The sequence below is a fragment of the Aneurinibacillus danicus genome, from assembly GCF_007991215.1.
Taxonomy (GTDB): domain Bacteria; phylum Bacillota; class Bacilli; order Aneurinibacillales; family Aneurinibacillaceae; genus Aneurinibacillus; species Aneurinibacillus danicus.
The window spans coordinates 1-652 of the sequence record NZ_BJXX01000217.1 but is presented as its reverse complement, the minus strand read 5'-3'; the positions used below and the strand labels follow the sequence as shown (position 1 = coordinate 652).

Annotated in this window: 1 protein-coding gene; it reads left to right on the top strand. The window is 42.3% G+C overall.

Translation table 11 applies throughout. The annotated features are described in order from the left end of the window. Positions 1-127 precede the first annotated feature (127 nt). Entirely contained in the window at positions 128-604 is a 477-nt protein-coding gene (locus tag ADA01nite_RS20730) for a CcdC family protein (RefSeq protein WP_146812340.1), read from the top strand. The last annotated feature ends 48 nt before the right edge of the window (positions 605-652 follow it).

The following is a 652-nucleotide window of genomic DNA, read 5'->3' as shown; positions in this document are numbered from 1 at the left end:
GTTTTAAAAAGATATGGTCTTAAAAATTGTAGATTGCTGTGGAGATTCAATAAAATTTATTGGTTATAGAAAGGAGGTGTCCTGTTCCGAATTGCTACGATTTTTCGGGGCAGGATGTTCTGTGAGTATGACCATATTGAGCGCGGTTATCGGCGTGTTTATGGCAATGATGGTATTCTTCATCCGCATGCGGGCCTCGAAGAAGCCCGCTTCTTTAAAGAAGATTATTTTGCCGCCTTTTTTCATGAGTACAGGTTTTTCCATGTTTTTGTATCCGCCTATGCATGTACACGTCACCTATGCGCTGTTTGCCTTTTTCGTCGGTACGCTGCTGTCGTATCCGTTAATCGTTACTTCGAAATTTGAAGTGATAGGCAAGGATATCTATCTGAAAAGATCGAAAGCCTTTGTATTTATTCTGATTGGTCTTGTTTTGCTGCGGCTGGCGTTAAAATCATATGTAGGCATGTATGTAAGTATGGAAGAGACGGCCGGTTTATTTTTCATTCTGGCGTTCGGAATGATTGTGCCATGGCGGATTGCCATGTATGTCGAATATATGAAGCTCCACCGTTCACTCGATGATGACAGCGTTTTAACGTAAGATTCATTCGTAAACAAGGAAAAGCTTGCGAGGCGTGCCGACCGTTGC

What these genes read in the sequence shown, in the direction of transcription:
- ADA01nite_RS20730 (WP_146812340.1), top strand. Translation starts at nt 128, where the DNA reads ATGACCATATTGAGCGCGGTTATCGGCGTGTTTATGGCAATGATGGTA.